At 50.6% G+C, this 23,414-nt stretch carries 18 protein-coding genes and 8 tRNA genes; 16 read left to right on the plus strand and 10 right to left on the minus strand.

Annotated elements, in window-relative coordinates:
• Positions 1-326 precede the first annotated feature (326 nt).
• Positions 327-1,646 carry an outer membrane protein transport protein gene (locus tag ACXAGQ_RS02865; RefSeq protein WP_475251661.1) on the plus strand — a complete coding sequence of 440 codons (1,320 nt, stop codon included), beginning with the start codon at positions 327-329 and terminating at the stop codon, positions 1,644-1,646.
• A gap of 438 nt (positions 1,647-2,084) precedes the next feature.
• Positions 2,085-2,732: a trimeric intracellular cation channel family protein gene (locus ACXAGQ_RS02870; RefSeq protein WP_475251663.1), complete on the plus strand. Its 648-nt coding sequence runs from the start codon at positions 2,085-2,087 to the stop codon at positions 2,730-2,732.
• 133 nt (positions 2,733-2,865) lie between these two features.
• Here the strand turns inward: ACXAGQ_RS02870 and aroC are convergent, their stop codons facing one another.
• Positions 2,866-3,951, minus strand: a complete 1,086-nt coding sequence (aroC, locus tag ACXAGQ_RS02875) for a chorismate synthase (protein ID WP_475251665.1) — start codon at positions 3,949-3,951, stop codon at positions 2,866-2,868.
• Positions 3,952-4,208: 257 nt separating this feature from the next.
• Positions 4,209-5,357 (minus strand): 23S rRNA pseudouridine(2604) synthase RluF, encoded by a 1,149-nt coding sequence (rluF, locus tag ACXAGQ_RS02880; RefSeq protein WP_475251667.1) that lies wholly within the window; start codon positions 5,355-5,357, stop codon positions 4,209-4,211.
• Between the two features lie 213 nt (positions 5,358-5,570).
• Here rluF and ACXAGQ_RS02885 point away from each other — a divergent pair, with 213 nt between their 5' ends.
• On the plus strand, positions 5,571-6,902 hold the full coding sequence (locus tag ACXAGQ_RS02885) for an IS4 family transposase (protein ID WP_475251668.1): 1,332 nt from the start codon (positions 5,571-5,573) through the stop codon (positions 6,900-6,902).
• Positions 6,903-6,943: 41 nt separating this feature from the next.
• Here ACXAGQ_RS02885 and ACXAGQ_RS02890 read toward each other — a convergent pair whose 3' ends face one another.
• The gene (locus ACXAGQ_RS02890) at positions 6,944-10,075 is read right to left on the minus strand and encodes a multidrug efflux RND transporter permease subunit (protein ID WP_475251670.1); all 3,132 of its coding nucleotides are present in this window, start codon (positions 10,073-10,075) and stop codon (positions 6,944-6,946) included.
• A complete protein-coding gene (locus ACXAGQ_RS02895; protein WP_475251672.1) occupies positions 10,075-11,178 on the minus strand; it encodes an efflux RND transporter periplasmic adaptor subunit in 1,104 nt (367 codons plus the stop codon). The genes ACXAGQ_RS02890 and ACXAGQ_RS02895 overlap by 1 nt, the downstream gene beginning before the upstream one ends.
• A gap of 236 nt (positions 11,179-11,414) precedes the next feature.
• Between ACXAGQ_RS02895 and ACXAGQ_RS02900 the strand changes: the two genes are divergently transcribed.
• From ACXAGQ_RS02900 to ACXAGQ_RS02940, 9 genes are all read left to right on the plus strand, one after another.
• Positions 11,415-11,499 (plus strand) — tRNA-Tyr (locus ACXAGQ_RS02900).
• 81 nt (positions 11,500-11,580) lie between these two features.
• Positions 11,581-11,665: transfer RNA gene (locus ACXAGQ_RS02905), tRNA-Tyr, on the plus strand.
• A gap of 66 nt (positions 11,666-11,731) precedes the next feature.
• Positions 11,732-11,816, plus strand: a tRNA-Tyr gene (locus ACXAGQ_RS02910).
• Positions 11,817-11,882: 66 nt separating this feature from the next.
• Positions 11,883-11,967 (plus strand) — tRNA-Tyr (locus tag ACXAGQ_RS02915).
• A gap of 66 nt (positions 11,968-12,033) precedes the next feature.
• Positions 12,034-12,118, plus strand: a tRNA-Tyr gene (locus tag ACXAGQ_RS02920).
• 66 nt (positions 12,119-12,184) lie between these two features.
• Positions 12,185-12,269, plus strand: a tRNA-Tyr gene (locus tag ACXAGQ_RS02925).
• A gap of 66 nt (positions 12,270-12,335) precedes the next feature.
• Positions 12,336-12,420 (plus strand) — tRNA-Tyr (locus ACXAGQ_RS02930).
• Positions 12,421-12,486: 66 nt separating this feature from the next.
• Positions 12,487-12,571 (plus strand) — tRNA-Tyr (locus ACXAGQ_RS02935).
• 186 nt (positions 12,572-12,757) lie between these two features.
• Positions 12,758-14,470, plus strand: coding sequence for a response regulator (locus tag ACXAGQ_RS02940; RefSeq protein ID WP_475251674.1), 1,713 nt, complete (start codon positions 12,758-12,760; stop codon positions 14,468-14,470).
• Between the two features lie 29 nt (positions 14,471-14,499).
• On the opposite strand, the gene ACXAGQ_RS02945 is transcribed toward ACXAGQ_RS02940, so the two are convergent.
• Both ACXAGQ_RS02945 and ACXAGQ_RS02950 read right to left on the minus strand, forming a co-directional pair.
• Positions 14,500-15,465, minus strand: coding sequence for a glutathione S-transferase family protein (locus ACXAGQ_RS02945; RefSeq protein WP_475251676.1), 966 nt, complete (start codon positions 15,463-15,465; stop codon positions 14,500-14,502).
• A 142-nt stretch (positions 15,466-15,607) separates the two neighbouring features.
• A complete protein-coding gene (locus ACXAGQ_RS02950; protein WP_475251678.1) occupies positions 15,608-15,859 on the minus strand; it encodes a GlsB/YeaQ/YmgE family stress response membrane protein in 252 nt (83 codons plus the stop codon).
• Between the two features lie 235 nt (positions 15,860-16,094).
• On the opposite strand from ACXAGQ_RS02950, the gene ACXAGQ_RS02955 reads away from it, so the two are divergent.
• From ACXAGQ_RS02955 to grxB, 3 genes are all read left to right on the plus strand, one after another.
• Positions 16,095-16,307, plus strand: coding sequence for a hypothetical protein (locus ACXAGQ_RS02955; RefSeq protein ID WP_475251680.1), 213 nt, complete (start codon positions 16,095-16,097; stop codon positions 16,305-16,307).
• A 255-nt stretch (positions 16,308-16,562) separates the two neighbouring features.
• A complete protein-coding gene (xthA, locus tag ACXAGQ_RS02960) occupies positions 16,563-17,369 on the plus strand; it encodes an exodeoxyribonuclease III (protein ID WP_475251682.1) in 807 nt (268 codons plus the stop codon).
• Positions 17,370-17,457: 88 nt separating this feature from the next.
• Complete coding sequence (gene grxB, locus ACXAGQ_RS02965) at positions 17,458-18,108, plus strand: glutaredoxin 2 (RefSeq protein WP_475251684.1); 651 nt, start codon at positions 17,458-17,460, stop codon at positions 18,106-18,108.
• Between the two features lie 93 nt (positions 18,109-18,201).
• Here grxB and ACXAGQ_RS02970 read toward each other — a convergent pair whose 3' ends face one another.
• The 4 genes from ACXAGQ_RS02970 to ACXAGQ_RS02985 all read right to left on the minus strand — a co-directional run bounded on the left by ACXAGQ_RS02970 (position 18,202) and on the right by ACXAGQ_RS02985 (position 21,359).
• Positions 18,202-18,879: an ABC transporter permease gene (locus ACXAGQ_RS02970; protein WP_475251686.1), complete on the minus strand. Its 678-nt coding sequence runs from the start codon at positions 18,877-18,879 to the stop codon at positions 18,202-18,204.
• A gap of 2 nt (positions 18,880-18,881) precedes the next feature.
• Positions 18,882-19,622 (minus strand): ABC transporter permease, encoded by a 741-nt coding sequence (locus ACXAGQ_RS02975; protein ID WP_475251688.1) that lies wholly within the window; start codon positions 19,620-19,622, stop codon positions 18,882-18,884.
• Positions 19,623-19,700: 78 nt separating this feature from the next.
• Positions 19,701-20,477, minus strand: coding sequence for an ABC transporter substrate-binding protein (locus ACXAGQ_RS02980; protein ID WP_475251690.1), 777 nt, complete (start codon positions 20,475-20,477; stop codon positions 19,701-19,703).
• 111 nt (positions 20,478-20,588) lie between these two features.
• Positions 20,589-21,359 (minus strand): ABC transporter ATP-binding protein, encoded by a 771-nt coding sequence (locus tag ACXAGQ_RS02985; protein WP_475251692.1) that lies wholly within the window; start codon positions 21,357-21,359, stop codon positions 20,589-20,591.
• Positions 21,360-21,646: 287 nt separating this feature from the next.
• On the opposite strand from ACXAGQ_RS02985, the gene ACXAGQ_RS02990 reads away from it, so the two are divergent.
• Positions 21,647-23,377, plus strand: a complete 1,731-nt coding sequence (locus tag ACXAGQ_RS02990) for an ABC transporter substrate-binding protein (RefSeq protein ID WP_475251694.1) — start codon at positions 21,647-21,649, stop codon at positions 23,375-23,377.
• Positions 23,378-23,414 lie beyond the last annotated feature (37 nt).

The raw sequence follows: 23,414 nt of genomic DNA on the forward strand, positions 1-23,414 counted from the left end.
GAAAAGGAGCCTGATGGCTCCTTTTTTGTACCCTTTATAACTGACTGATCTACCTATTGCTGCCAACTCCCCTTTCAAAACATTGCCGTAACTCGCCAAACTGAGTGAACACCCCGTCGCTGAAATGTAGCTATTCAGATACATATGTACGCTGAAAACTCATCCGACCAGAATATTTTGAACAATAGCTACCAGATTAAACTCCATAAAATACAAAACTAACGATACTTTCATCCTATTGAGTTAATCATCACAAGAAAAACTTAAAGCTTTTACTCTAAGGCGTATGATTCGCTCCATTGAATTTCAGCGAACATATTAGACTGATGAACAAAAACAAAATTACTCTTTCGCTAGCAGCAGCGTTAACACTTGGTTTCAGCACCAGCACTATGGCAGCGGGCTTCCAGCTTGCCGAATATTCAGCAACCGGCCTTGGCCGCGCGTTTGCCGGTGAAGCGGCAATGGCAGACAATGCCAGCGCCCAATTCCGCAACCCGGCAATGATGACCTACCTTGAAGGTACCCAGGTTTCAGTTGGTGCTATCTATGTTGATCCAAACATCGATGTTGAGGGTGATGTCAGCCTGCTTGGCCACAAAGTGGCAACAACTAAAGCCAATGACATTGCCCATTCTGCGGTGATCCCGAATTTCTACATTTCACACCGCGTCAATGAGCAGTGGGCGGTTGGCCTTGCGCTGGCCACCAACTACGGTATGGAAACAGAGCTTAACGGTGATTTCCTGGGTACTATCTTTGGTAACCAAGCCAATATCATGTCGGTAGAAATTAACCCTAACATTGCCTACAAGATTAATGAACAATTCAGCGTTGGTGCGGGTGTACGCTACGTAATGGGCGAAGGCCACTTTGGCGCTGCTATTCCTAACAACCTGCCGCAAACAGGCAATGCTGACATTGATAACCTTATAGGCAAAGCCCAAGGGGCAGATCTTAAATACATGGAAGGCGACGACTCTGCCTGGGGCTGGCAGCTAGGTGCCGCTTGGCAGATCAACGATGCAAACCGCATTGGTGTGAACTATCGCTCTGCTGTTGATCTCAAGCTAAAAGGCGAAGCCTCTGGTGCTTACTACGATATCGCGACCGGCTCTGCTTTTGGCAGTAAATACGCGGGTAACATGGCACTGACCCTGCCGGCAACCGCTGAGATTGCCAGCTTCCACCAGCTAACTGACAAACTAGCAATGCACGCTAGCTTCAACTGGACAGACTGGAGCAGCTTCGACAAGCTTGAAGCTAACATCCCATCTATCAGCTCAACACCAGATCTGATCAAAGAAGAGAACTGGGAAGACAACTACCGTATCGCTCTGGGTGCTACGTACCAGTACACCAATAAATTGGCAGTGCGTACCGGTGTGGCTTACGATACTTCGGCAGTGAGCAGCGAACACCGTACCCAAACGATCCCTGAAACTGACCGCCTATGGCTGAGCCTAGGTGCGGGTTACCAGTGGTCTGACGCATTGAGCTTCGACGCCGGCTTTACCTACATCTTCGCTAAAGATGCTTCTATGAATGAAAGCCTGGATGTTGATGGCATGCCAATCGCGAGCTTCGCTGGCGAAACCACTGGCAACGTATGGCTAGTAGGTGTTCAGGCGAACTACAAGTTCTAAGGCTAAAGGCTAAAGGCTAAAAGAGCTCATCAAGAGTGCCCATGTGGCACTCTTTTTTATATGGCTTCGTCTATGTCACATTACTAGCACCCTTGGAGCTAGCTCCTGCTCCTCCTAGGTTCAAGAAACTAGGATCGCTTTTACCCCGCTCTTCTTGCTCTTCCCGCTTCTCCTAGGATCTAGGAACCAGGCTCGCTTTCCCCCGCTCTTCTTGCTCTTCCCGCTTCTCCTAGGATCTAGGAACCAGGATCGCTTTTACCCTGCTCTTCTTGCTCTTCCCGCTTCTCCTAGGATCTAGGAACCAGGATCTTCTCCTTCCACTCTTTTATACATGAACTGTATTCATGCATTACGAAATTCATTTCATTAGACGCCAGTAAAAACAAGGCATAAAATCGCAACCTCTTTCAAGTATTCTCATTTACATCGATTAAAATCATGCTATTAACAACTCTCTACATCATCGGGATCACCGCGGAAGCCATGACAGGGGCTTTAGCGGCGGGTAAACGCCATATGGACTGGTTTGGTGTCATGCTTGTTGCCAGTGCCACGGCGATCGGTGGCGGTACGGTGCGTGATGTGTTGCTAGGCCACTACCCGCTGGGTTGGGTAGCGAACCCTCAGTATTTAGCGATCACTTGCCTGGCAGGGCTTTTTACCACCATGGTGGCACCACAGGTGGTTCGCTTCCATAAGGTATTTGTGCTGCTTGACTCACTGGGGCTAATTGTCTTTAGCATTATCGGTTGCCGCGTAGCGATGGATATGGGGCTGTCCCCACTAATCTGCCTAGTAGCTGCAGTTGTGACAGGGGTATTTGGTGGCCTACTGAGAGATATGATCACCCGCCGCCCGCCACTGGTGCTGCAAAAAGAGTTTTACGCATCAGTTGCCTTCATTGCGGGTGGCATGTACTACGGCTTGCTCTATTTGGGCGTGGAAGAGACCATCGTCACTATCGCAACGCTAATTGTAGGTTTCGCGATTCGAGTTGCCGCCGTACAGTTTGGCTGGAGCTTGCCTGTCTTCCGATTAGAAGAACTTGAAGCTGTTAAGGAGAAGCTAGACGCACCAAATAGTTAGATATATACCCAAGTTACCTCAAGGTGCTGAACCTGCATCTTGAAGTAGCTTGGGTATATTACGGAACGAACGGAACACAAAAAAGCGAGGACATTTCCTCGCTTTTTTACATCTTGATGAAACTGAAAACAGATTAAATCTTTGGTGTTTCCGTCATCACATCAGCATTCTGGCCGCGGTGACGCAACAGGTGATCCATCAGGGTGATCGCAAGCATAGCCTCGGCAATTGGCACTGCACGGATACCAACACATGGGTCGTGGCGGCCTTTGGTGATCACTTCAGCGGTTTCACCCTGCCTTGTGATTGTCTCGCCCGGCACGGTAATACTAGAGGTTGGCTTGAGGGCAATGTGCGCCACAATATCCTGGCCCGATGAGATACCGCCCAGGATGCCACCAGCGTGATTAGACTTAAAGCCTTCCAGCGTCATCGCATCACGGTGCTCGCTACCACGCTGCTCAACGACATCAAAGCCATCACCGATTTCCACCCCTTTCACGGCATTGATACTCATTAGCGAGTGGGCAATATCAGCGTCAAGGCGGTCGAATACTGGCTCACCCAAACCAACAGGGACATTGTTTGCAACCACTGTCAGCTTGGCTCCGATAGAGTCACCTTCTTTCTTCAGCTTACGGATCAGCTCGTCGAACGCTTCCACTTTATCGGCATCCGGACAGAAGAAAGCATTTTGCTCGACCTGCTCCCAATCGACTTTATCAATCTTAACGTCACCCATCTGCGAAAGGTAAGCACGTACTTCGATACCGTGCACCTGCTTAAGGTACTTCTTGGCTACGGCGCCAGCGGCAACGCGCATTGCTGTTTCACGGGCAGAAGAGCGACCACCGCCACGGTAATCACGGATGCCGTACTTCTGGTGGTAGGTATAATCAGCATGGCCCGGACGGAACAAGTCTTTAATGCTCGAGTAATCTTTTGAGCGCTGATCGGTATTTTCAATCAGCAAGCCGATAGAGGTGCCGGTCGTTTGGCCTTCAAACACCCCAGAGAGGATTTTAACCTCGTCCGGTTCACGACGCTGGGTGGTATATTTCGACGTTCCAGGGCGACGACGGTCCAAGTCATGCTGCATATCTGCTTCGGTCAGCTGCAGTCCCGGTGGGCAGCCATCTATAATACAGCCTAGCGCCAGACCATGACTCTCACCAAACGTGGTGACGCGAAATTGTTGTCCAATAGTATTGCCTGCCATTACTTCCTCTGTGAATTCTTACCGCTTTACCGCCGCTAGGGGCATATAACCAACCAAGGGCGTTTAACCAACATTGTCGGCAAGGCCGGCCAAGTGATATCTCGGTTATTGGGTGTTTTCGTCAATGAGTACAATAGTGCAAATTCGCTGACGGGATTGCAAGAGCGAATGTGACAGAAATTTTAGCCACAGAGCAGATACAAAAAAGCGGACCGCATGAGTCCGCTTTTGGGGTAACCAATCAGGCTAGTCGTGAATTATTCACCCTTCGGTGACTTCCACTTTTGGATTCGGCTTGAGCCACCACTGCTGTTGCGAGATCCTGAACTGTTACGCGTGCGTGGCGCTTCATCATCACGCTGATTGCGGCGGTGACCCGGCTGGACACCACGGCCCGGGCGCGGACTTCTGCGTTCGTCCTGGCGACCTTTACCTTGGCCACGACCTTGTCCGCGGCCTTGTGAGGCGCGATCATCACGATCACTGCGCTCACCACCACGGCGGCGGTTCGGCTCGCCCTTGCCTTGGTAAGTCTTGTACTTGATTTTGCCTTCGCCATCTTGCTTGGCCTGCTGGCGGCTATCAAACAGCTTGGCATCCGTCGCTTTCTTGATGCTCTGGCCCTGGCCGTCGACTTTAGATGCCTCTTCCGTCTTGCTCGAGTCAGCAATCAAGCTATTGATTTCAGCAATTTCCGCATCGGTCAGGTAACGCCATTTGCCGTTTGGCAGGCCATCAATACTGACGTTCATAATACGCACTCGGCGAAGCTTGAATACATCGTAGCCCAGCGCTTCACACATACGGCGGATTTGGCGGTTCAGACCTTGGGTCAGCACAATACGGAACGAGTAGTTGGTTTCCTTGGTGACCTTGCACGGCAGGGTCACGGTATCGAGGATCTCAACCCCAGAAGCCATCTTATCGATAAACTCCTGAGTAATTGGCTTGTCGACACGCACCACATACTCTTTCTCGTGCGAGTTACCAGCACGCAAAATCTTGTTGACGATATCGCCATCATTGGTCAGGAAAATCAGACCGTCAGAAGGCTTATCCAAGCGGCCAATCGGGAAGATACGCTTGCGGTGGCCGATAAAGTCAACGATGTTGTCTTTAATGTGGCGCTCGGTGGTACAGGTAATACCGGCCGGCTTATTCAATGCAATATAAATTGGCTGCTCTTTGGCACGAAGTGGCTTGTCATCCACCAATACTTCATCACCCGGCATGACTTTGACGCCCATCTCAGGCTCCTGACCGTTGATGGTCACCCTTCCTTGATCAATAAGCTTGTCCGCCTCACGGCGTGAGCAATAGCCTGTATCACTGATAAATTTGTTAAGTCGAACTGCTTTGGCCTGCTCGCCATTGGCAGCACTCTTGTTAGGCTGATTTTGAGACATAGTTTTCTTCTATACTGCGCGTTTCACAACGCGATCAAGGTTAGTCACGACATAATTATGGCCGGGTATTCTAGCAACAGCCCAGCATCATGGGAAAGGAAATAAAAAAATGCCACCAAGCGGTTAACACCGATCAGTTAAGCCATTGATCAGTTGAATGATCCTACGGTTGAGTGAAAATACCCCCAGACATTAAGTTTGGGGGTATTTTTTATGTTGGCACATTGGCTTATAGATGTTGATGATTTTGCTTCACCTGACTCACTCTCTTTGTTTCAGAAAGAGTTGCCGCTTGAGTGGATTCAGCAGGCACTCGATGACACCAATAAAGCAAGCTTGAGGCGACGGAAGTTACCGGCTGAGCTTGTGGTCTGGCTCGTTGTCGGGATTGGTTTATACCGCGATAGACCGATTACCGATGTACTTGATAAGTTAGATCTGAAGCTTTCCAGTTCTCTAGGTGAATCCATTGCTCCAAGTGCGATCCCCCAAGCAAGAAAACGGTTAACGGCTAAGCCTCTCGAAGCTTTATTTACATTAACTGCACAACATTGGGCACAAACAGAAGATAGTGATGATACATGGTTCGGATTAAAGCTTTTCTCTGTTGATGGTACGCAATTTAGAACCCACGATACCCCAGCTCTTGCAGAGCATTTTCAATACGTTAAGCACAGTAAAACACGCCATACTGAATACCCAGTTGTAAGGCTATGTGCACTTTGCTCCCTTCGAAGTCGCCTAATCCATAATGTCGCTTTTGGCCCTAGCTACAACGGTGAAGAAAGCTACGCCAAGCAACTCATTTCCTCTGCAACGGCCAACTCTCTTACTATTTTCGACCGATGTTATTTAGGTGCGGAGTTAATGATTAACTGGCAAAACCAACATGGTTCTAGCCACTGGATGACCCCCATAAAATCCAATACAAAGTACACAATCATAGAGCAGTTAGATGAAGACGGGCGTGACTTGATAGTCGAAATGAATGTTTCTCAACACGCTCGCAAAAAAGATCCTCATCTGCCTGAAAAGTGGCAAGCTAGGCTTGCGCTTTATCCAGAAAAAGAGCAACCCAATCATATAAAAGGGGTTTTGACGTCCCTAACAGACAAAAAATATGACCTGCAATCCTTACTTGATGTTTACTTCGAACGATGGGAAATCGAAAACAGTTATGGGGAGATAAAGCATGACATGCTTGAAGATGAGATCCTACTCCGTAGTCAATCAATCGAAGGTGTTGAGCAGGAGATCTGGGGCATTTTAATTGCTTATAACCTAGTCCGGTTGGAAATAAGCAGGATAGCAAAAGAAGCTAAAGTGTCGCCTTTACGGATCAGTTTCATGATGGCGTTGAGGGATATCCAGGATGAACTAATGTGGTGTGCAATCGCATCGCCCGGTTCAATACCCAAGAAGTTAAGGGCAATGCGGGAAAGAGTGAAACGTTATATTTTGCCGGAACGAAAAAAACGGCCCAAATCAAGGACCGTTCGTATCAGTAAAACCCGCTATGTGGTTCGCTCCAAACATCTTAATTGATAGGAGTTAACCAAGCGGTGGCATTTATGAAGCGAGAGATGTTACTCCGAGAGCGGTTCGCCTGTCGGCCCCACCTTCAGGTTATCGTCCTTGGCCAGTGCTTTTTCTAACTGCTCAGCCACATAGCCTGGCGATTTAGTATTGGCAGCCATCAGGCGATACATCGCCGGAATGACAATCAGGGTCACGAAGGTCGCAAACGCCATACCGAAGAACACCACAACACCTACTGCGATACGCCCCTCGGAACCTGCACCTGTCGAGAGGATCAGCGGCACCGAACCGAACAGGGTCGTAAATGCCGTCATCAGGATTGGACGCAAGCGGCGCTCAGAGGCATCGATAATCGCCTGCTCAAACGGTACGCCTTTGTCGCGCAACTGGTTGGCAAACTCGACAATCAAGATACCGTTCTTGGTGACCATACCTATCAGCATGATCATCCCGATCTGGCTGAAGATATTAAGGCTCTGATCCATAATCATTAGGCCAGCCAAACCACCGAAGATTCCCATTGGTACCGTCAGCATTACCACCATCGGGTTAATGAAGCTTTCGAACTGTGCTGCCAGAACCAGGTAGGCAACCAGCAATGCCAGGCCGAACACCAATAGGATACTGCTCTGGTTTTCACGAAAGTCCTTCGACTCGCCCGCGTAATCAATCACAATATCACTCGGCAGCATCGACAGTGCTTGCTCATCCAAGAAGTCCAGTGCCTGGCCTAGGGTATAGCCCGGAACCAAGTTGGCTTTCAGGGTGATCGATTTCTGCTTCTGGTTATGGCTCAGGCGCTGTGCTGAGGCCACTTCTTCCACTTCAGCCAAAGATTCCAACGTGATCAACTGGCCGGTGCGGGTACGCACATAAATCTGGCTGAGATCAGAGGCATTATTGAAGCTGTTCTCATCGCCCCGCAGGTATACATCGTATTCTTCACCGCGGTCGATAAAGGTCGTTTCGCTGCGGCCACCCAGCATGATTTCCAAGGTTTCGGCAATATCATTAACCGGAATGCCCAGCTCTGCCGCACGCTCGCGGTTAACCGACACCACCAACTCAGGGGTCGTTTCTGCGTAATCCAGATCCGCACCTTCCATCATCGGGTTATCATCGGCAAGGTCTTTCAGCTTGCTGGCCCACTGGAAAAGCTCGCTATAATCCGCACCGTTTAGCACGAACTGGATAGGCTCAGAGGAACCACCTCGGAAACCCGGCATAAACGGCCACACTCGGACATCCGGGATACCCTGCAGTTTTTTACGCACAGTATCCAGTGCGTCGGCAGCGGAAACATCGCGATCTTCCCAGTTCTCCAGCTGCATGATCACAAAGCCTGTCTGGTCTCCGGCACGACCGCCAAAGGCAGGGGTTTGGATAGAGACTGATTTGATCACGCCCTGACCAACCATTGGCAGCAGGCGCTCTTCCACCTCTTCGATGTTACCAACCATACGGTTGTAACTGGTCCCTTCCGCACCTTTAACAAAGGCAAAGATAACCCCGCGGTCTTCTTGCGGCGCAAGTTGCGATGGCACAGTTTTCATCAGTACAACGCTGAGGCCAACGAATGCCAATACGATAAACGGGGCACCATAACGGTAACGGACAGAGACCGTGACCACTTTCCGGTATCCCGCTTCCAGGCGACCAAACATACGGTCAACCCAGATGTTGAACTTGCTTGGCTTCACATTGGCTTTAAGTAGCTTACTGCCCAGCACCGGGCTTAACGTCAGGGCAATAATCGACGAGAAGATCACCGCCATCGCCAGCAGTACCGCAAACTCGGTAAATAGCGGGCCGACCATGCCGTCCATAAAGGAAATCGGCAGGAATACCATCACCAGTACAACTGTGGTTGCAACAACCGCAAAGCCGACTTCGCGGGTCCCTTTATAAGCTGCCAGCAAAGGCGGTTCGCCGCGCTCGATATGGTGATAGATATTTTCCACCACCACGATGGCGTCATCGACCACCAGACCGATAGCAAGGATCAATGCCATCAGCGTCAATAAGTTAATAGAGAAGCCCAAGAAGTAGGCCACCATAAAGGCAGAAATCAAGGATACCGGTACCGTTACCGCCGGGATCAAAGTCGCCCGCGCCTGACCGATGAAGATATAGAGCACCAATACAACCAGCAAGCCGGTCACAAACAGTGTGCTATATACTTCCTGTATCGAGCGGTCGATAAAGATCGTCGAGTCATAGTCGACATACAGCTCGGTTCCCTCCGGCAAGAAGCGCTGCATTCGCTCAACTTCTTCGTATACCGCCTTGGATACATTGAGCGGGTTAGCATCGGTCATAGTGACCATACCCAGGCTCAGGTTTGAGATGCCGTTATTTTTGAAGGTCGCATTTTCGTTCTGTGCACCAATACCGACCTCGGCAACGTCTTTAAGGTAAATAGGCGAACCATCTTCGGCAGTGCGCACAACAAGGTAATCAAAGTCTGACGCATCCTGGTACAAACGCGCGGTACGGACCGACATGGTGGTGGTGTCATTACGCACCTCGCCGCCAGGCAGCTCAACGTTCTCCAACTTCAGGGCACTAACGATGTCATTCGTCGTTACACCACGGCCAGCCATTTGGTCAGGCATCAGCTTGACGTACATGACCCGGTACAAGGCACCACTGAGGTTGACAGAGCTCACGCCGTTGATCAGGCTGAATCGGTCCATCAGAACACGCTCGGCATAATCAGTCAGCTGGGTACGGTCCATCACGCTCGAAGTAAGGTTGATGTACACTGCAGGCTCGCCCGACCCATTGTCTTTCGATACCACAGGATCATCAGCTTCATCCGGCAGGCGGCGCTGGGCACGCGATACTGCATCCCGCACATCACTGACGCCTTCGGTGAGGTTCCAGCCTAGCTCGAATTCAATCGTAATTCGCGACGAGCCGTTGCGGGTAGTGGAAGTTATGCTCTCGATACCGCTGATCCCAGAGAGCTGATCTTCGAGCACCGTCGTGATCCGGCTTTCCATAATGGTGGCCGAAGCCCCGGAATAGCTGGTTGATACCGTTACTACCGGGTTTTCGACATCCGGCATTTCACGGACGGAAAGCTTGGAGAATGACACCAAGCCAAATACCACCAACAGCAAGCTGAGAACGATAGCGACAACCGGACGCTTTACCGATACATCAGATAACCACATTAAACTTCATCTCCAGTTGGGCCTTGTTGCTTAGGCGCACCATTGGCTTTCTGTGCCATGATGTCATTCACCTGCACGCCATCGCGCATATTGACCAATCCCTGGACTACGATGCGATCGCCAATACCAATCCCTGACTCAATCACCACTTCATTCTCAACACGGGCTCCTAGGTGGACTTCTGTGCGGTGGGCTTTACCCGCTTCATCAACCAAGTAAACGAAACGTTTGGTACCTGAGTACTCTAGGGCTTGTACCGGGATCACGGCGGCATCCTGCGGTGCAAAACCAATATTGGCCGCCATCAGCATGCCCGGCTTGAGCAAGCCTTCCTTGTTATCAAACACGACGCGGACACGGATATTGAGGGAATCAGCTTGGACTCGGGAATCAATCGCTTTGATTTCCCCGCTGAATGAACGGCCTTGCCACGCCTGGCTGGTAGCTTCTACCGTCATGCCTTCACGCAGGAATGACAGGTACTGCTCAGGTACCTGGATATCCAAACGCATGCTTGAGAGGTCATCAAGTGAGAACAGCTCGCTACCCACCGTCAGCATATGGCCTTCGCTGAAGTCCACCAAACCCACCGTACCGCTAAATGGTGCTCGGATTGCGTGGTCATCCATATCAGCTTTTGCGGCCTTAAGCCGGGCATCGGCAATATTGACACTGGCAAGCTGGGCATCCAATTCGGTTTGGGTAATTGCACCACGACTTACCAGCTTTTGGTATTCGTTGTATTTACGCTTTTCGTCATTCAAATAGGCTTGCGCTTCGGCATAAGCCGCCTTCGGCTTGGCATCATCAAGCTGAACCAACAGTGCGCCTTTTTCGACCTTGCTATTTACCCCGATCGCAATTTGCTCGACACGGGCCGCGACCTGGGTCGCCACATTAACCGAGCGCTGCGCCTCAAGCTTGCCAACTAAAGACAGAGACTGGGCTACAGGATGGGCACTGACTTCACCGAGCGTCACCGGGATCTCACGTGCCGAGCGGCCGCCCGGCTGTTCGGCTGCCACTGACTGGCTCTGGAAGTAGAAATAACCGCTACCTGTTAGCGCGGCAGTCACCAATGCCGCAACAAGGACCTTTTTCATTGTTGAATCCATTTTTTATAAACTGCATGCATGATATCTGAACAGGGGCTTGAGGGGGGTAAAGAAGTGTAAAGAAAAGCAATGTCACATTTACCAATATGGCTTATTCATTGCAAAAAGAAGCGATAACGCCATCACAATCAACAATATGATGAAAATAGCAGCAAGCAGACACAAATAGTGAGGAAAAGGGTTTACAGAACATCTCGGTTTGCTAATATGCGCTCCGCACTTGTGGAGGGGTTCCCGAGTGGCCAAAGGGAGCAGACTGTAAATCTGCCGGCTCCGCCTTCGATGGTTCGAATCCGTCCCCCTCCACCATTATTCTTGAAAGGTGTTCCTGACTTGTGTAAGGTACGTCTTTCCGCTAGTTGAGATAACTCCTAGCACCCAGAACCCTGTGGAGGGGTTCCCGAGTGGCCAAAGGGAGCAGACTGTAAATCTGCCGGCTCCGCCTTCGATGGTTCGAATCCGTCCCCCTCCACCATCATTACTGAAAACGGCATTAGCGGTTTTCTGGCTGAAAAAGCCAACACAAATTGCAACACCCCGTGGAGGGGTTCCCGAGTGGCCAAAGGGAGCAGACTGTAAATCTGCCGGCTCCGCCTTCGATGGTTCGAATCCGTCCCCCTCCACCATCATTACTGAAAACGGCATTAGCGGTTTTCTGGCTGAAAAAGCCAACACAAATTGCAACACCCCGTGGAGGGGTTCCCGAGTGGCCAAAGGGAGCAGACTGTAAATCTGCCGGCTCCGCCTTCGATGGTTCGAATCCGTCCCCCTCCACCATCATTACTGAAAACGGCATTAGCGGTTTTCTGGCTGAAAAAGCCAACACAAATTGCAACACCCCGTGGAGGGGTTCCCGAGTGGCCAAAGGGAGCAGACTGTAAATCTGCCGGCTCCGCCTTCGATGGTTCGAATCCGTCCCCCTCCACCATCATTACTGAAAACGGCATTAGCGGTTTTCTGGCTGAAAAAGCCAACACAAATTGCAACACCCCGTGGAGGGGTTCCCGAGTGGCCAAAGGGAGCAGACTGTAAATCTGCCGGCTCCGCCTTCGATGGTTCGAATCCGTCCCCCTCCACCATCATTACTGAAAACGGCATTAGCGGTTTTCTGGCTGAAAAAGCCAACACAAATTGCAACACCCCGTGGAGGGGTTCCCGAGTGGCCAAAGGGAGCAGACTGTAAATCTGCCGGCTCCGCCTTCGATGGTTCGAATCCGTCCCCCTCCACCATCATTACTGAAAACGGCATTAGCGGTTTTCTGGCTGAAAAAGCCAATACAAATTGCAACACCCCGTGGAGGGGTTCCCGAGTGGCCAAAGGGAGCAGACTGTAAATCTGCCGGCTCCGCCTTCGATGGTTCGAATCCGTCCCCCTCCACCATCTTTCCAAGCCAGTAGCGCAAGCTACTGGCTTTTTTCATACCTTTTTTCCATTTCTATTGTTTTGCCTGTGCCGTAAAGGCATTCATAATTTCGCTTTCAAATCACAAACCTGCCGTCCAAATTTGGCTAAATCGCTAATACATGCCTATGATTCAATCAGTAGCATATGGTTTGGAATAGGGAAATGCAAAATAATCAAAGCCAGCCAAAGACCCAAACACTGCCCCTGCATACAGTGAAAGCCTTGATTGTCGACGACCAAAGACTGGCTACCACCATGCTTAAGTCTATTTTGATGCAAATTGGTCTTACTCATGTTGATACTGCCCTTGACCACCAACAGGCCCTGCAACACTGCGAGCACAACGTCTTTGATCTTCTGCTGATTGACTATCACCTTGAAGGCCCGCTAACAGGCACAGAGCTCATCAATCTGTTACGGCGGAAAAAGCTGATTTCCCCCTACTGCGGTATCATCATGATATCCGGCGACCACTCGGCAGAAGTGATCCTCACCAGCATGTCGGTTGAACCAGACAGCTTTATGGCCAAGCCTATCACCGCCGAAATGGTCAGAACAAAACTAACTGCGACCCTTCACGAATGCGCGCTACGAACGCCGGTCTACAAAGCACTCATCAACCAAGATCGCAATCAAGCTATCTCCGTATGCAAAACGCAGCTAATGCATGCCGGTTACCACTACAAGCTTGAAGGCTTGTTATTAGATTTGCTGATCGAGGATGGGCAGTGGCTCCAAGCCGAAAAGTACGCCAATATTTTAAAGAAACACCATCCATCGCCAAAACTCAGCCTGACCCTGGCAAAAATCCTCCAGCACAATAACCAGCTCAAGGCAGCAATTCATATACTGGAATGCCAACTTCAGCAATCGCCACTGCACATCGAGTTATATGACTATCTGGCTATCTTTCAAGAACAAGACAAAGCTTACTATGATGCCTTGGAGTCCGCGCAAAAAGCGCTAAAACTCACCCCCAGCATTAGCCACCGTGCGCTCAAGGTTGCCCAGTTAGCCGCCGATCTCGATCGCAGCGACCAAGTTATCAAGGCGGGAAATAGCCTGGCTAACCACCTGCCGATCATTGATGTCGACTGGATCATCTGCCTGGCTGAATACATGGCAATATTTGAGCAGTTGTATTTCACTCAAACCTCTCTGGCCAACCGCCAGCGACTGAAAGCCGAGCTTCAGCGAATCAACAATCGAGCCCACTCTAGGGTCATGGCTGCTCAAGAGCCTTTCCTGACATCATACAGCCATATCGTCATGAGCAGGCTGCTGCTGGGTAACGCGCAGCCATTGAAGGCCAAGCGGAGGATGTTGCTGGGGCTCTCCCAGTTTTTTAATAAGATACCCAAGCTGCCGTCAGTAGTTATCGCAGATACCCTGCCATTGCTGGTGCACTTTGGCGAAACCCAGCTCATCAATACTTGCATGCAGGCAATCGATAAACGCAACCGTTTCGACGGCCACAGCCAAAACCGACTAAACGATATCAAACAGCAAACTCACCTTGCTGAGCGGATAAAGCAACTTGAAGGTCAACTGGAAGAAGCTTATGACATCTTAAAGGCCTCACCGCAGCAAGCCTTCGTTCGTTACCAGGGGATTGTCCAAGAGTACCCGCTGTGCAGCGAAGCGAATCTTGGTTATCTGCAGTGTATGTTGGAACTTAACATCGGTAGCGAGGCAGATATCAAGAACAGTATGAAAGCAATCAGTTCCATGCCGCTCCCCGGAGATTTGGAGCGCTGGAGAAAACAGGTTCTAGAAGGGATGACCAGCAAGAAGGCGTCACCGCACCAACATCGGGTTGCACTTACCTACAAAAAACAAACCCAGCGTTTCCTTGAAGCAGAAAACACTGGGTGATACTGAGTAGATCTGGCGGTAATGCGCAGCTAGCTCAATTTTTCACGCCCATGCGGGGTTAGCAAATCCAGCTCTGGCCCCTTTGGCACGATACCCGTAGGGTTGATCATATCGTGGCTAAAGTAGTAATGGCGTTTGATATGGTACATGTCGACCGTTTCTGCCACTGCCGGGAACTGGTAAAGCTCTTTGAGATACCCCTGGATATGAGGGTAGTCAGCAATGCGCTTAAGGTTACATTTGAAATGGCCAACATACACCGCATCAAAACGTACCAGCGTCGTAAATAGGCGCCAATCTGCTTCTGTCAGCCGGTTTCCAACCAAGTAACGGCTGGTCGCCAAATGGTTATCCAGCTTATCTAGTGCATTGAAAAGGTTATCAAAAGCCTCTTCATAGGCCTCTTGAGTCGTCGCGAAGCCGCAGCGGTATACCCCATTGTTGATATTGGGGTAGATGAACTCATTCCATTGCTCTATCTCTTGGCGAAGCGCCGTAGGGTAAAAATCTTGCTGATCGCCCGTAATGTCATTGAACGCGCTGTTGAACATCCGGATTATCTCGGATGATTCATTGCTGACAATGGTTTGGGTTTTCTTATCCCATAAAACAGGTACTGTCACCCTACCGGTGTAATCATTCTTGGCCTTGGTGTAGATTTGATGCAGGCATTCGAAACCATAAAGCGGTTCAGGCTGCGAGAACTCCCAACCTTTGCTGCGCATATCTGGGCTGACAACGGTAACATCAATGTGCGGAGCCAGGCCCTTAAGCGCCCTGAAAATAAGGGTGCGGTGAGCCCATGGGCAAGCCAGCGACACATAAAGGTGATAACGGCCTGATTCTGCCTTGAAGCCAGTTTCGCCATTGGGTCCCGCACTGCCATCTGCAGTAAGCCAGTTCCTAAAACCTGCATCCTCGCGGACAAACTCACCCTTGTTGTTTTCGGTGTCATACCAGACGTCGTGCCACACACCCTTCACTAACTTACCCATCAGCCACTCCTCGCTTTAACCTTCATTGCACCTTCATTGACTATGCATCGATTATAGGTAGCGGCTTGACAGAAGTCCGGGGGCACAAACCGAACAAGATCATCAAGTTCCTTGAACAACTTGGCGAATTGGCTCAAAACGCTTATTTGCGTATGAAGCGGTTATACACAAACAACAAAATCAACGCACCGAATGTTGCCGTCACCAAGCTACCGAAGTTCACCCCGGTCGCGGCACCTAGGCCAATGAATGAACCCACCCAGCCGCCAACAAAAGCGCCGGCAATGCCTAGCCCCATTGTCGCAATCCAGCCGCCGCCGTCATCCCCTGGCATCAGCCACTTCGCCAGCGCACCCGCAATGAGCCCAAGAATGATCCAAGATATAATCCCCATGACTCCACCTCATGTTCCGCCAAAATACGATTAGACAGCTTGAGCTTAGACGAGGTTTCCCGGCTTGGGTAATTAGTGCCTTACCAGCAACAGCAAGTGGTGTTCTGGGATAAACTTGTTAGACTCCACACGGCTTAGTTTTTCTTCGACCTGAGCAAGTTGTCAGTTAGTGCACTAATCTTAAAAACCACACGGGTGATAAACCCAAAGCCTTCCCTGCGAGAGGACGATGTATATGTTGAACAAACTGACTATTGGCCTTTTTATATTCTTGGCATCACTGCTGACCGGGTGTGGTGAACCAGCACCACCAGCATCAGCCCCCGAAGTAGAGGAGAGTGCTGAAGTCATGGAGGTCACTGAAGGTTCAGATATCCCAGCCGAAACGGAAGGCGCTGAGGAACCAGAAATGCCAGAAACAGAAAATACAGACGGTGAAAGTAACTAGCTCCCAAGGCTAAACACCCTCCACAATACTTCCAAAGGTTAAGCATAACCTTTGGGAGGTTAACTTGGATGTCTCCGTTACTCCCTGTCAACGAATATCCCTAATCCCCGCATGAAACCAAGCCAAATATCGATATGGCTAACAAATGTACTTTGTCACACATACACCCGCCCATTTGCATTAAATGGTGGTAACATCGATAGATTAAAGCAGTTTTTGCCAAAGAAGCCTTTACTATCAAGGACACCAAAATCAATGAAAGTCATTTCCTTCAACATCAACGGCCTTCGCGCTCGCCTTCACCAACTGCAAGCTTTGATCGACAAACATCAGCCAGATGTCATTGGCCTGCAGGAAATCAAAGTCCACGACGAAGCTTTCCCAATTGAAGATGTCGAGGCCATGGGCTATAAGGTTTTCCACCATGGTCAGAAAGCCCACTATGGTGTTGCCATGCTGTGCAAGCAAGAGCCGGTTGAAGTAAGAAAAGGCTTCCCAACCGATGACGAAGAGGCCCAGCGCCGGATGATCATGGCCACCTTCGAGCAGGAAGATGGCCGCAAGGTCACCGTCCTGAACGGCTACTTCCCGCAAGGTGACAACATCAGCCACGAAACCAAGTTCCCGGCCAAAGAGAAGTTCTATGCCGACTTGATGGCTTACCTCAACGATCACCACAACAACGACGAAGAAGTGATTGTAATGGGTGATATCAACATCAGCCCAATTGATCTAGATATCGGTATCGGCCCGGCCAATGCCAAACGCTGGCTGAAAACCGGTAAATGTTCGTTCCAGCCTATCGAACGTGAATGGCTCAAGACCTTGATGGATTGGGGCTTTGTCGATACCTTCCGCCAACTTCACCCTGACGTTGACGATAAGTTCTCGTGGTTTGACTACCGCTCGAAAGGCTTTGTCGACAACCGCGGCCTACGCATTGACGTGGTGCTGGCTACCCCTTCGCTGGCCGAGCGCTGTATCGAAGCCGGTATCGACTACGAGCTACGCGGTATCGAAAAGCCGTCTGACCATGCGCCTATTTGGTCAACCTTCAAATAAGGCCAAGCAGGCAAAGCTATACCAGTGAGTGGCAGGCAATGCCCCTCACTGGCAATACATTGCATACGTTGACTCACAAGGAAAGAAGATGAAACTGTTTGTATTTGATCACTGCCCATTCTGCATCAAAGCCATGATGGTCGCTGGCCTTAAAAAGGCAGACATCGAACTGGTCTACCTGCAAAACCATGATGTGGATGCCCGTATCGACAAAGTCGGTGCCAACCTGGTGCCTATCCTGGAAAAAGAAGACGGCAGCTACATGGCCGAAAGCTTGGATATCGCCGCCTATATCGATGCGCTTGATGGCAATCCAGTACTGGCCACCGGCAGCAACGACGACAACATCAGTGCGTGGGCAGATATCGCCCGCCCGTATAGCAGCCGCTTGCTCTACCCGCGCTGGATGAAGGTCGACTTGCCGGAGTTCCAGTGCGAAGAAGCCAAGGCGTGGTTTACCAAGAACAAAACCGCGATGATCGAGCAGGATTTCGACGATGCCTTCAGCAAGTCAGAAGATTACCTGGCCGAGCTCAATGCCACTTTCGACAAGCTTACATGGCTACAATTGCCATCAGAGCGCAACAATGTGTTGAGCTACGATGATGTCAACCTGTTCCCGGCACTGCGTAACCTGACCGTAGTGAAAGGTGTGAAATTCCCTGCCCGTATCCGCCAGTACATAGACGAGGTAGCGGCACTGACCGCAACATCGCTATACGACGATATCGCGGTTTAGGCACCTGGTATTGCAAATAACAAGTAAAAAAGAAGCCCTGCCAATTGGCTGGGCTTCTTTTATCGAATAGTGTCGAGTTTTGCGACTCAATCTCTAAGACAGTGGCCGCATGTGTCGCATCCAGCGCCCTTCAAGCTTACGGAAGCCCCACAGGATGATGAATGTCAGTGCCATGTAGAACATCCCGGCGAACAGGTAAGACTCAAATGGCGCATAGTAGCGGGAATTGACAATCTTCGCCGCCCCGGTGAGATCGACAATCGTGACGATACCGGCCACTGCCGAGCCATGGAGCATGAAAATCACCTCGTTGCTGTAAGCCGGCAATGCACGTCGCAGGGAGCTTGGCAGAATAATACGGCGGAACGCCTGCGCCGGGCTCATGCCATACGCCTTAGCCGCCTCTATCTCGCCTTTGGGCATACTGTTGATCGAGCCACGGACAATCTCTGCGGTGTAGGCGGCAGTATTGAGCACAAAGGCCACCAATGCACAGAACCATGCGTCCTGCCAAAGCGTTCCTTGTACAACAATTACCTGGCTCAGTCCGTAATAAATCAAATACAGCTGGATCAGCAGCGGGGTACCGCGGAAAAAGTAAATAAATGCCCAAGCAGGCCCATACACCAGTGGCATTTTGCTGTTACGGGCAATCCCGATAGGAATGGCGATCGCCAAGCCAATCACCAACGCAGCGGCAACCAACCACACCGTGGTGTACAAGCCCTGCCAATAAATCGGCCACGAGTCGGCCAGAATACTGAAGTCCATAGCTACCTCGTGTGAATACTGAATTTACGCTCCGCCCACTTAAGACCCGAGGTCGAGAGCGAAGTGAAAAGAAGGAAAATAACCGCGACCGCCATATAGAAAGTAAATGGCATCTGGGTTGTACCGGCAGCCAGCGCGCCCTTGCGCACCATGTCATCAAGGCCAATCACGGACACCAAGGCCGTGGTTTTGAGCAATACCAGCCAGTTATTACCGAAGCCCGGCAGGGCATGGCGGATCATCTGTGGCAGCAGAATGCGGCGGAAAGAGAGGAAGCTACTCATTCCATATGCCTTGCCTGCTTCAAGCTCGCCTTTGTCAACAGCGAGGATCGCCCCGCGGAAGGTCTCGGCCATATAGGCACCGAAGATAAACCCAATCGTCAGGATCCCGGCAATAAAGGGACTGATCTCTACGTAATCTGGAAGATAGGCTGTCCATTCATGGTTAGGATCCGATGAAGAGAAATGTCCGTTAAGAAACTCATTGATCCGGTAGAGGCTGTCGTTGAGCAGCATCTGCCCACCGAAGAAGATCAGCATCATTAAAACCAGATCAGGGATGCCGCGGATCACCGTGGTATAAAAGGTAGCAACCGCCCTTGCCCAGCGGTACGGTGATAGTTTAGCCAACGCGCCTAGCATCCCCAAAACCATCGCCAGCACCAATGATAGCAGAGCAACCTGAAGGGTGAGCCATGCCCCTTCCACCAGTGACCACTCATAACCTTTCAAATCAATCAAAAGAAAGCTCCTTGTTACTGCTTAGGAGAGTGATCCCAAAAGCAGATGCTCCTGGGATCACAGCAAAGTTGCTACTGCTTACTCACCGTAAACATCGTAAGCAAAGTACTTCGAGGCGATTTGCTGGTAGATACCTTTCTCGCGGAGTGACTTGATGGCTTCATCAAGCTGCTTGGTCAAATCTTTGTCTTGCTTGCGCACTGCGATACCGAAGCCGTCACCGAACCATTTAGGATCAGTTAGCGATGGGCCGATAAACTCATAGCCGTCACCGCCTGGTTTGTTCAGTAGGCCTTCTTCCAAAGCAGAAGCATCGCCCAGCACAGTGGCAATACGGCCGGCTTTCAGGTCAAGGTAAGCATCATCGAATGAGCCGTAGCGAACAATTTCAACCGAGCCGGCAAAATTGTCGGACAGGTATTTGTCATGGGTTGTCGCACGCTGAACGCCCACTTTGACACCTTTCAGGCCGTCTTCGGTGAAATCGATGTCGGTTCCTTTCTTGGCAACAAACTTGTTGGGAATAAGGGCATATTTACCAGTAAAGTCGACACGCTTCTTACGCTCTTCGGTAATAGACATTGCGGCAATGATGGCATCGTATTTACGGGCCAGCAGTGATGGAATGATCCCGTCCCAGTCCTGCGCGACGATCTGGCACTTGGCTTCCAGCTCTTTACAGAGTGCATTAGCCATATCCACATCGAAACCGCGAAGCTCACCATTAGGCTCGGTCCAGCTAAATGGAGGGTAAGCACCTTCAATACCAAAACGCACGGTCTTCCACTCTTTAGCCTGTACGGCTGTGGTGCCCAAAGCTGTTACAACGGCTGCCGCCAAAATCCATTTTTTCATTGTTTACTCCTGCTGTACTTTTTTAGTCTGTTGTTTGCATGTCGCTGGCGATCCTTCCCGCACTGACTTCCCATCCCCAAACAGGTCGTCGTGGATCGCTAGCTTTCTAACTTAATATATTGATGAGATAAATTGCTGGAGGCGCTCAGACTCCGGGTTTGAGAACAGCTTGGCCGGGTCGCCCTGCTCTTCCACTTTCCCCTGGTGCAAGAACATCACCTGGTTGGACACATCGCGGGCAAAGGCCATTTCATGGGTCACCACCAGCATGGTCCTGCCTTCCTGGGCCAAATCCTGCATGACCCCAAGTACTTCACCAACCAGCTCCGGGTCTAGCGCCGATGTAGGCTCATCAAACAGCATCACCTCTGGGTCCACTGCCAATGCTCGGGCAATGGCGGCGCGCTGCTGCTGGCCGCCCGATAAGTGGCCCGGGTAATAATTGCGGCGCTCATAGAGGCCTACTTTTTTCAGCAATGCCTCGCCTCGCTCAATCGCCTCCGCTTTTGGCACACCCAACACATGCACGGGGGCTTCAATAACATTGCCCAGCACTGTCATATGCGACCACAGGTTGAAACCCTGGAATACCATCGCCAGGCGCGAGCGAATGCGCTGCACTTGTTTTTCATCAACTGGGAGAAATTCTCCCTGTCGATTATTTTTCATTTTAATCAGTTCACCGTTAACCCAGATCTCTCCCTGGGTTGGTGTTTCAAGTAGGTTGATACAACGTAGAAAGGTACTCTTCCCCGAACCGGAAGAGCCGATTATCGAAATTACATCACCACGGTGGGCCGTTAACGATATGCCTTTTAAGACTTCGTTCTGGCCAAAAGACTTATGCAAATCCTTTACATCAAGCGCCACTTCACCTGCCATGTGCGCCAACTCCTGTTACTCCGTGAATTACCAGTATCCCTTCACCGCATCACCAGATGCGAGAGATCTCGCTACCAAAAAAAGGCAAAAGATTGCCTGTTTTGCGAACACTTTTACCGACGGTATCACTAGAAATAAAGTTTGGCAACATTTCATTAACTAGCGCAAAGCCAGAATATCTAGTCAACTTTAAAGAATAAAACATCAACATGGCCATAATTTACCTACATTGAACTATTTCACCGCTTAAGGTAATTTAAGTGCCAAAATACATAGCCGGATATTATATGTTTGATAAATCAATAATTACTGCCATTTCAACACGCTGGACAAGCCTTACCCTATGCTTGTTACTGCTTGTTTTTAGCACGTTTTATCCGCCTAGCTATGCATCTGACAACCAGCCACAATCTGTAACAATTCTGACTGTTGTCCCGGAGTATAAAGATAGGGTAACTGCCAATTTCAACCCTTTCTCCAATGCCAGCATGCCTACAACGCATGAGTTCATGTTTGAACCCATGGTTATTTTCAATACGCTGCAAAACAACAAGCCAGAATACCGTTTGGCGACAGCCTACCAGCTTGACCAGGATTTAATGGGGATCAGTTTTACGCTTCGAGAAGGGGTAAGCTGGTCGGATGGGAAATCATTCAGTGTCGATGATGTTATTTTCTCGTTTTCTATTGCGCTTAAATATCCAGAACTTGACTCACATGGCATTGGCCAGTGGGTTGAGTCGATCGAAAAACGTAACAAAAATGAGGTGTACTTCAGGCTCAAGAAGCCCAATGCCCTAGTTGCCTACACGCTGGTGTTGCTGCCAATCGTTCCCCAGCACCAGTGGCAGTCGGTGGAGGACTTTGCCCAATTTACCAACCCAGAGCCAGTGGGCACTGGCCCGTTCACTGAAATCAAAGCCCTGGACGAAGACGGCTACCTGCAGTGTGCCAACCCTGTCTATTGGCAAGCCGATAGCCTGCATATCGACTGCCTACGCTACCCGCAAGTAACCACCAACGACGATTTCATCTCGCGTATTTCTAAAGGTGAATTCGACTGGACCGGCAGTTTTATCCCGGATATCGAGCGCCATTACGCCTCCTACTCGCCCGATTACAAATATTGGCTACCACCCGCCAGCAATGTCAGCCTGATGTTCAACTTCAAGGCAGCCGACCCTGGTGTCCGTGAGCTATTCAACCAAGTTGAATTCCGCCGTGCCGTATCCATGACTTTGCAGCGCCAGCTGTTGATTGATATCGCCGCTTTCGGCCAGGGGGAGCCTTCTCGCTATGCCTCGGGCATGAGTGAGCGCTTCCGCTCATGGGCCGATCCGATGATCACCGAGAAGTACCTGCCTTACGTCACCTATAACCCGATGCTGGCAAAAGACCTGCTTGACCGTATCAAGGTAACAGATACCAATGGCGACGGCTGGCGCGACTTGCCTGGCGGCAAGCCGCTAGCACTCACTATCATTACCCCCAACGGTTGGTCGGACTTCAATACTACCGCCCAGCTGATCAGCGAAATGCTACGCCAAGTCGGTATCAAGGTAACGGCTGTCCAGGCTGACTTCCTCGAGTTCAACGAACGCCTTGCCCATGCCGACTACCAGTTAGCCATTACTAACTACCCACAAGGGCCAACCCCGTTCAAATACTTCGATATGGCGTTCAACAGCACCTACCAGGCCCCGCATTACCCTCGCTATGCGATGCATTTCTACCAGCACCCTAAGGTCGACCAGCTGCTGGCACAGTTTCCGACCGCCAGCAGCAACCAGCAGCGCCAGCAGATCATCCGGGAACTCAACCAACTCATTGCCAGCCAGCAAGTAACGGTTCCGCTCTACAACACGGTGGAGTTCTACCAGTACAATACCGACCGCTTCGAAGGGTGGTTCACCAAAGATAACCCGGTTGCCAGCCCGCTGATCTGGCCCCAGGCACCCGAGCGCCTGCTGCATGTCCTTGCCCTCAGGCCGAAAAAGAAGGCCACCTCAACAGAATAAGGCCTTTCCAAACCAATAAAAAAGCGAGCCATCTGGC

The organism is Photobacterium sp. ABD4_091 (assembly GCF_056160145.1).